6 protein-coding genes are annotated in these 8,201 nt (G+C 33.8%); 2 read left to right on the forward strand and 4 right to left on the reverse strand.

Going from position 1 to position 8,201, the window contains the following annotated elements; genetic code table 11:
- Window positions 1-2: 2 nt before the first annotated feature.
- The 3 genes from OM075_RS09510 to OM075_RS09520 all read right to left on the reverse strand — a co-directional run bounded on the left by OM075_RS09510 (window position 3) and on the right by OM075_RS09520 (window position 3,340).
- Window positions 3-1,247: a bifunctional 3,4-dihydroxy-2-butanone-4-phosphate synthase/GTP cyclohydrolase II gene (locus OM075_RS09510; protein ID WP_301190267.1), complete on the reverse strand. Its 1,245-nt coding sequence runs from the start codon at window positions 1,245-1,247 to the stop codon at window positions 3-5.
- 103 nt (window positions 1,248-1,350) lie between these two features.
- Entirely contained in the window at window positions 1,351-2,838 is a 1,488-nt protein-coding gene (locus OM075_RS09515) for an LptF/LptG family permease (protein ID WP_301190268.1), read from the reverse strand.
- Window positions 2,839-2,950: 112 nt separating this feature from the next.
- Window positions 2,951-3,340: an START-like domain-containing protein gene (locus OM075_RS09520; RefSeq protein WP_301190269.1), complete on the reverse strand. Its 390-nt coding sequence runs from the start codon at window positions 3,338-3,340 to the stop codon at window positions 2,951-2,953.
- 663 nt (window positions 3,341-4,003) lie between these two features.
- On the opposite strand from OM075_RS09520, the gene OM075_RS09525 reads away from it, so the two are divergent.
- Complete coding sequence (locus OM075_RS09525; RefSeq protein ID WP_301190270.1) at window positions 4,004-5,164, forward strand: alkaline phosphatase; 1,161 nt, start codon at window positions 4,004-4,006, stop codon at window positions 5,162-5,164.
- A 196-nt stretch (window positions 5,165-5,360) separates the two neighbouring features.
- On the opposite strand, the gene OM075_RS09530 is transcribed toward OM075_RS09525, so the two are convergent.
- Window positions 5,361-5,717: a DUF6249 domain-containing protein gene (locus tag OM075_RS09530; protein ID WP_301190271.1), complete on the reverse strand. Its 357-nt coding sequence runs from the start codon at window positions 5,715-5,717 to the stop codon at window positions 5,361-5,363.
- Window positions 5,718-5,837: 120 nt separating this feature from the next.
- Between OM075_RS09530 and recQ the strand changes: the two genes are divergently transcribed.
- Window positions 5,838-7,961, forward strand: coding sequence for a DNA helicase RecQ (recQ, locus tag OM075_RS09535; RefSeq protein WP_301190272.1), 2,124 nt, complete (start codon window positions 5,838-5,840; stop codon window positions 7,959-7,961).
- Window positions 7,962-8,201 lie beyond the last annotated feature (240 nt).

Raw genomic sequence — 8,201 nt, forward strand, 5'->3', positions numbered from 1 at the left:
TATTATTTGTTTTCTTTTTTGTTGTATTTAAAGAACTGTAGGTTGTGCCCCATACGCTCTTTTTTTGTTTGCATATAAAATTCGTTGTATTGATTAGGCTTCACTTCAATAGGTACATTTTCAGTGATCTCAAGTCCGTAACCTTCTAATCCAATTCGCTTAACCGGATTATTAGTCATTAACCTCATTTTTTTAACGCCTAATTCTCTCAATATTTGGGCTCCAACCCCGTAGTCTCTTTCGTCGGCATCAAATCCTAACTCAACGTTTGCATCTACAGTATCTAAACCTTCTTCTTGTAGTTTGTATGCTTTAATTTTATTCATTAAACCAATACCTCTACCTTCCTGGTTCATATAAACAATAACACCTTTGCCTTCATCTTCTATGGTTTGCATGGCTTTATGTAATTGCTCACCACACTCGCATCGTTTTGAATGAAAGATATCTCCGGTAGCACAAGATGAGTGAACTCTGACCAGAATAGGTTCATCTTCATTCCATTCGCCTTTGATTAAAGCCATATGCTCTAAACCATTTGACTTTTGTTTGAAAGGAATAAATTGAAAGTTACCATATTCAGTAGGCATATTTACTTTTACACCTTTAATAACTAAACTTTCTTGTTTTAGTCTGTAGGCAATAAGATCTTTTATCGTAACAATTTTAAGGTTGAATTTTTCTGCAATTTTTACCAACTCAGGTAATCTTGCCATCGAACCGTCTTCGTTCATAATTTCAACCAAAACACCAACAGGACAAAGACCTGCTAATCTTGCAAAATCAATGGCAGCTTCGGTGTGTCCTGCTCTGCGTAAAACACCTCTGTCTTTAGCTTTTAGAGGGAATATATGACCTGGTCGGCCTAATTCCTCAGGTGTTGTTTTTTTATCGCATAATGCTAAAATTGTTTTAGCTCTGTCTGAAGTGGAAATACCGGTTGTACAACCATGTCCAATTAAGTCAACAGAAACAGTAAACGGAGTGGCGTGAAGTGCAGTGTTTCTTCCAACCATTAATTCCAGGTTTAACTCATCACATCTCTTTTCTGTAATTGGAGTACAGATTAATCCTCTACCGTGAGTAGCCATGAAGTTAACTTTTTCCGGAGTAATTAACTCACCTGCAGCAATAAAATCACCTTCGTTCTCTCTGTCTTCATCATCAACTACAATAATCAACTCTCCCTTTTTAACAGCTTCTATTGCTTCTTCTATTGTGTTTAATTTATATGATTGGTCGCTCATGACTTATTTTAATAAAATCCTGTAATATATAAAATTGGTTGGCAAAGGTAAATAAATAATTTGCCTTCAACAATGAAAAGTTTCAGGTTGAACTTGTTCCCAATTATTTCTTCTTATTTCTTTTAAACTTCTTAAATAGTTTTTGGAAAAAGATTAGGTAGGCATCAGAATTTAAAATAGCCGAATCAGTTGCTGCTTTATAAGTTAAAAATACACCAATAGGAAATAGAACTACTGAAGATAGCCAAATACCAAAATGAGGAGGCCAAACTTCCTTTTTACTTACATTATAACCAAAGGTGTCAATAATATAATAAATGATAAAAAACACAACTGATATCACAACGGGCATACCTAATCCTCCTTTTCTGATAATGGCACCAAGAGGGGCTCCAATAAAAAAGAATATAAGGCAGGCTATAGATAAGGTAAATTTGCGGTGCCACTCAATTTTATGTCTGACAATGTGGTAATTCACACGTCCCATGGAATTGAGCTGATCATCTATTTTCGTTTTAGCATCTCTTGATCTGCGTATCGCATTGCTTAATATCATTACCTTTTTTTCTGCACCAAAACTATCAAATACACTATCTACATTAACCGCTTCATACGTTTCTATTTGAGGTTCAGGTGTGCTGGCAATACTGTCGTTTTTTTGACCTATTCTGTTATTTTCAGTTTTACGTTGTATAAAATAGGATTTCTCCATTTGTGGTTTCAGCTTGGCAATGTGCTTCTGTCTGATTTCCAATAAAGAATCTGTATCGTGACTAATTTGTTCTAAGTTCTTCATCTTTCCATAGCTGGAAAAATTAGATTCATCCATTCTGTTAAATTCCATTCCCTGAAGAGGAATCATAGCAACCTGCTGTTTAAAATGGTCTTCTCTAAACTGATAATTATTTTTATTTCTTTTTCTACCATCATCAGCTTCTTCGTTATATTGTACTCCATCAAATAAAGTAAGCTTAAGGTATTTATTATCTTCTGTAAACTGAAGTTTTCCGGAGTCTGCTATCGTTACATTTGAATTGCCGGCCATTTCATTCCTGTGGTCATAAATCATAATATCATATAGCATTTCGCCGTTTTTAGATTTATGATCAATTTTAATACTAAAGTTTTCAAGGCCGTCGTAAAATATTTTTTCTTTAATATCAAATTCTGGTCGCGATTGGCGGACAGACCACATTAAGCTTGTGAACTTTAAATTAGCTACCGGAAGTACATTGTTTGAGAATTTAAAAGCTCCAAATGAAATAATTACAGAGAAGATAATAAGCGGAGCCATGATTCTTTGCAATGAAATACCTGCTGATTTTAAGGCGGTTAGTTCATAGTTTTCGCCCAGGTTACCAAACGCCATTAATGAAGCTAACAGAATAGCAAGAGGCAAAGCCATTGGTATAACCTGTAAAGAGGCATAAAAAAGCAATTCTATTAAAACAGAAACTTCTAAACCTTTACCAACTAAATCATCAACATATCTCCATAATATTTGCATTACCAAAATAAAGAGTGAAATAAAAAAGGTCATTACTAAAGGCCCTAAGTAACTCTTTAATATGAAAATATGCAGTTTCTTCATTTGTATTTTTTTTGTGCTGAATAAGAAAAAATTGTGCCAAAAAAAAGCACCCTAATGTACATGAGTACAAAATAGAGTGCAAAGTTATATTAATATTTTATTTAAGGAATAATTAATTCGAACCCAAACAGTGTTTTAATTGGTCGATTTGTTGATTCCATAACTCTACTGAATCTTCTTTCTCGTCTTCCTCGGCAAAATCAATAATCATTAATGCGGTTTCTCCGGTTAGTTCATCAACATTAATAATGAATTCAAAGTAAGCATCTTCGTCATCATCATCCAGCCAATGAAATTTTATGGAAGTATTTTCTTTCTTATTAAGAAGTTCAGCTTCTTGTTCTGCTCCGTCCCAAATAAATGTATAAATATTGCCTTTAACATTTACGTCATCAGAAAACCATTCTGAAAGTCCACTCGGAGTAGAAAGCCTGTTGTATAAAATTGAAGGGGAGGTTTTGATAATAAATTCCAGTTCAATTTTCTCTTTAAGATCTGACATCGTGTAAATCTATTAAGTTTTTAATCATAGAATGTGCACAAGATAACATTTTATTTAAGAATTGGAAAATAGCGCTCATTAAGTTCAATTAAGTAATAAATATTGAAGATGTCAAGTATTACTTACTTCATTTAAAGGTTTAAGTAATGGTTATATATGTGTGAAAGAAAATATTAAATATAAAATAGCAAAGAGAAGTAGTACAAAATAACTAATTAATCTGTGATGAAAATGACAATTATAGCAAGATGAAAAAAAAGAAGTAATAGGGTGTAGGGCGAATAAAAAAGGTTTTTTTTGAGTATTTGTGAGTTTAAATTGGGGGTAAATAAAAAGGGCAGATGAATATATCTGCCCTTTCCCCTTAATTCAGCTAACTAAATCCAAGTTTTATGAAAAATCCCTGATACAAATATGATAATTAATCTTAGAAATTGTAGCACAATATTGTTAATAAAGTTTAAAGAACGTTATATAAAGGAAAATGCTGTTGACAAAATTAAATTTGTACCATTATCGAATAAAAAAGATAAACATTTCGGCCAGAATTTAAACATAAACATTTTTTAAAGTTGTAGGTTACTGTGATTAACATATATGTTGTATGTTTATCATCAGAATAAATTAGAGATAGAAATTTAAAATCAACAAAATAAATTAATCATGATTGCAAGCAAATACTTAATAGGTATAGGAATAGGTGTTTTTTTATTCGGATCTGTTAAAGCTCAGGAGAATTATAAAGATAAGGATACAGAATTAGTATTTAAGAATAAGCAGGTACATGAGGTACTACAGGTTAATGTAGATGAGGTTAAGTTTAAGAAAAAGCCAAAGAATATTGTATTGCTAATTGGCGATGGAATGGGTGTTGATCATATATTTGCCGGAATAACTGCTAATAAAGGACAGCTTAACTTGCAGAATTTTAAAAGCATAGGTTTTTCAAAAACTCAAAGTGCCGATGATTATGTGACGGATTCTGCTGCCGGCGGAACAGCTTTGGCTTGTGGAAAGAAAACCAGCAATGGATCTATTGGAGTAGATGAAAATGGAAATACACTTAAAAGCATCCTTGAAATTGCTGATGCTAATGGTTTGGCAACAGGATTAGTAAGTACTTCTGCTATTACACATGCAACCCCAGCTTCATTTATTGCACATCAACCCAAAAGAAGTATGTATGAAGAGATTGCTGCTGATTTTTTAAAAACAGATATTGATGTATTTATCGGTGGAGGGAATTCTTTTTTCACAGATCGTAAGGATAAAAGAAATCTGGTATCTGAATTAAAAGAAAAAGGTTACCAAATGTATACAGATCTTGATGCAGCAGCAAATGTTAACGAAGGTCATCTGGGTGTATTAACAGCACCAGAACATAATCCGGAATACACCCAAAGAGGAGATATGCTGTTAAAGGCTTCAGATAAGGCTTTAGAAATATTAAGTAAGGATAAAGATGGTTTCTTTTTAATGATTGAAGGATCACAAATTGACTGGGGAGCACATCAAAATAATGTTTCTTTCTTAACTGGTGAAGTATTGGATTTTGATACAGTTATTGGAGAGGTGTTAAAATTTGCTTTAGAGGATAAAGAAACATTGGTGATTGTTACTGCAGACCATGAAACCGGAGGTTTTGCTGTAGTTGGTGGAGATATCAATAAAGGAAAAGTGGAAGGTGGATTTGTAACAGGTCATCATACTGGTTGTATGGTTCCAGTATTTGCTGTTGGACCAGGTGCCAGTGAGTTTGGTGGAATCTATGAGAATACTGAAGTATTCAATAAGATGTTGAAGTTATATGGTTTTACGAAGTAGGGTTCTGAAAAAATAATAATGAATAAAAAAGCGATGCATATGCATCGCTTTTTTTATTCATTAGTTCGTTAAAATTTTTAATATGATGATTCTAAATATATTAAATCATCTATGGCGGAATGATTATCTTATTGATTTTAACTGATTTGTAAATCAGTCTAATGTCTGTTATCTAAAATCTAACGATCTGTTGTTATTATGACTGTGTTTCTATTCTTTTTTGAATCAGATAATAAAGTAATAAGCTGATACCTCCGAAAATAAAAATCATTGAAAAGTATGCTGTCGGTTCTGATAAATTAGATGATTGAGCCAACAGATCACCTATAATAATACCAAGACCTACACCAACAGATAATATTCCAAATTTTAAGGTATGGTGAATGGCTGATTTCTTTTCACCTTCTTTAAATATGCTTGCATCTAATCCGGCAGCAATAAGGGCAGTGCGTTCAATTCGTCTGTTCTTTAAATAGATTAAAGCTACAATCATTCCTGGAATGGAACCAAAAATAATGGCGACTACAAAAATAGGTACTAATACTTCTTCCATGATATTTAATTTTTTATTGTTCTGTTTCTATTTATTTAGACACCCGCATTTTTGATGTGGTTACAAAAAAGGACAAGATTTTTTTCAGTAGTTCAAAATTTATTTGAATATTTTTGCAGCATGTTAATTGAAAGTGCAAAGAAGACTTTAAAAGATATTTTTGGTTATAGTGATTTCAGACCATTACAAGGAAAAGTAATAGATGCTGTATTACAGGGGGAAGATTGTTTGGTTTTAATGCCAACAGGAGGAGGAAAGTCAATTTGTTTTCAAATTCCTGCTTTAACTCTCGATGGAGTAGCAATTGTTGTTTCGCCACTTATAGCTTTGATGAAAGATCAGGTAGAGGCTCTGAAAGTAAACGGAGTTGAAGCTGAATTTATAAATAGTACGCTGAACGAAGAGGAACAGGCTGCAATCATAAAAAAAGCAGTAAAGGGCGACATTAAAATGCTGTATGTTTCGCCTGAAAAGATGAATTCTGAGAGTTTCTATTATACATTGTTGCAGCTGAATATTAGTTTGATTGCTATTGATGAGGCGCATTGTATCTCCAGCTGGGGGCATGATTTTAGGCCTGACTATAAGCGATTGGGGTATTTAAAAAAGCAGTTTAAAGATATTCCGATAATGGCTCTTACAGCTACAGCCGATCCATTGACTCAAAAAGATATTTTAGTTCAACTTAATATTACCGGAGCTAATGTTTTTAAAGATTCATTTAGTCGACCTAATATTTATCTTGAAGCCCGACCAGCCTATAAACGAAAAGAAGTAATTCTGGATTTTATACAGCAAAGAGGTCGGGAATCCGGAATTGTATATTGCCTGAGTAAAAAAAATACGGAGGACTTATCTCGTTATTTAAAGGCGAATGGAATATCATCAGGCTTTTATCATGCAGGTATGAATAGTGATGTGCGTGATCGTATTCAGAATGATTTTATTAATGACAGGATCAAAGTTGTGTGTGCAACCATTGCTTTTGGGATGGGAATAGATAAATCTAATGTACGATGGGTCATTCACCATAACCTACCCAAGAATTTAGAGGGTTATTATCAGGAAATAGGGCGAAGTGGCCGCGATGGTATGGCTGCTCATGCTTTATTGTTCTACGGTCAGCAGGATTATAGTATTCTGGAATCTTTTAATGAAGAATCGGAACGAAAAGTAATTTTGAATGCCCGCCTGGAAAGAATGTTGCTTTTTGCCCAGTCTAATCATTGTCGTCGCAGACTCTTACTAAATTACTTTGGAGAGTGGACTGTTGATAATTGCGGTCAGTGTGATAATTGTAGAGGCAGGCAGAATTTGATTAATGGAACAGTGATGGCTCAAAAAGCATTATCTGCTGTAGCTCGTTTATCGGGTAAGCTTCCTAAAAGTATTTTACCACAAGTTTTAGCCGGGCTCAGATCACCTGATGTGTTGGCCGGAGGTTTTCATAAAATTAAAACTTTTGGTGCCGGAAAAGAATTGAGCCTGGTGGATTGGGAGAATGTCATCAATCAATTGATCGGCCTGGGATATTTAAAGGTCGATTATGAGCAAGGTACTATTCTTGCCTTAACACCATTAAGCAATAAAGTGCTTTTTGAAAGAGAAGAAGTCATGTTGCACCATCTGCATCAAAAAATACAACGTGAACCTAAAATTGAGATCAAAAAGCCAAAACCAGCTGTTAGCATTCCAAGAGAAGAAGGTCTCTTCGAAAGATTACGCCAGTTGAGAAGAAAAATGGCTGTAGAAATGGGCGTTCCTCCTTATATCTTATTCTCGGATGCTACACTTTCTGAAATGGTTACTTACAGACCACGAAACGAATGGGAAATGAAAGAAATTTCGGGAGTTGGAAATAAAAAATGGGAGCAGTACGGGCAGGCTTTTGTGGATGAAATAAATGCCTTTTTACAGCAGAAACGAGTGAAAAAGGCTCCTGCGTATGAAAAAACATTAAAGTTATATCAACAAGGTTTATCTCCCGAAATTATTGCATCAAGAACCGGAGTAAATGTAATTACGGTATATTCTCACCTGGCTACTTTGTATGAAAAAGGTGCAGGAATTGATATTGCTCAGTATGTTTTACCCTATGAAAAAAAGAAGATAAAAGATATTTTAACACAGCATCCACATATGCAGTTACAGCAAATTTATGAGCTAACCAATAAGCAAATTCCACATCATGTAATTCGTTTAGCCATGACTTTAATTAAGAAAGAAACGGGATCTTTAAATTAGTTTTTTATGTCAATAAAGAGTTAAAAATGAACACTGAGGCACTAGTTTTTTAATAGATATTCAATAAATCCACAAGGATTTACCTCTGTGAACCTTTGTCATTTTATATTAATGGTGTTTGATTACATCTGTCCTAAATAAAAATAATATTTCAATTCTTTAGCAGGTTCTAGATCGGCCTCAGCCAGTGAACCAAAAAACAAGATTAGCTTGACGATTAAAAATCGTTTTTGTTTGAGT

This window comes from Plebeiibacterium sediminum, from assembly GCF_026013605.1.
Classification (GTDB): domain Bacteria; phylum Bacteroidota; class Bacteroidia; order Bacteroidales; family Marinilabiliaceae; genus Saccharicrinis; species Saccharicrinis sediminus.

Bases quoted from the DNA above. Each gene is read 5' to 3' on its own strand.
- OM075_RS09510 (WP_301190267.1), bottom strand. From the start codon at position 1,247: ATGAGCGACCAATCATATAAATTAAACACAATAGAAGAAGCAATAGAA.
- OM075_RS09520 (WP_301190269.1), bottom strand. From the start codon at position 3,340: ATGTCAGATCTTAAAGAGAAAATTGAACTGGAATTTATTATCAAAACC.
- OM075_RS09525 (WP_301190270.1), top strand. From the start codon at position 4,004: ATGATTGCAAGCAAATACTTAATAGGTATAGGAATAGGTGTTTTTTTA.
- recQ (WP_301190272.1), top strand. From the start codon at position 5,838: ATGTTAATTGAAAGTGCAAAGAAGACTTTAAAAGATATTTTTGGTTAT.
- OM075_RS09530 (WP_301190271.1), bottom strand. From the start codon at position 5,717: ATGGAAGAAGTATTAGTACCTATTTTTGTAGTCGCCATTATTTTTGGT.
- OM075_RS09515 (WP_301190268.1), bottom strand. From the start codon at position 2,838: ATGAAGAAACTGCATATTTTCATATTAAAGAGTTACTTAGGGCCTTTA.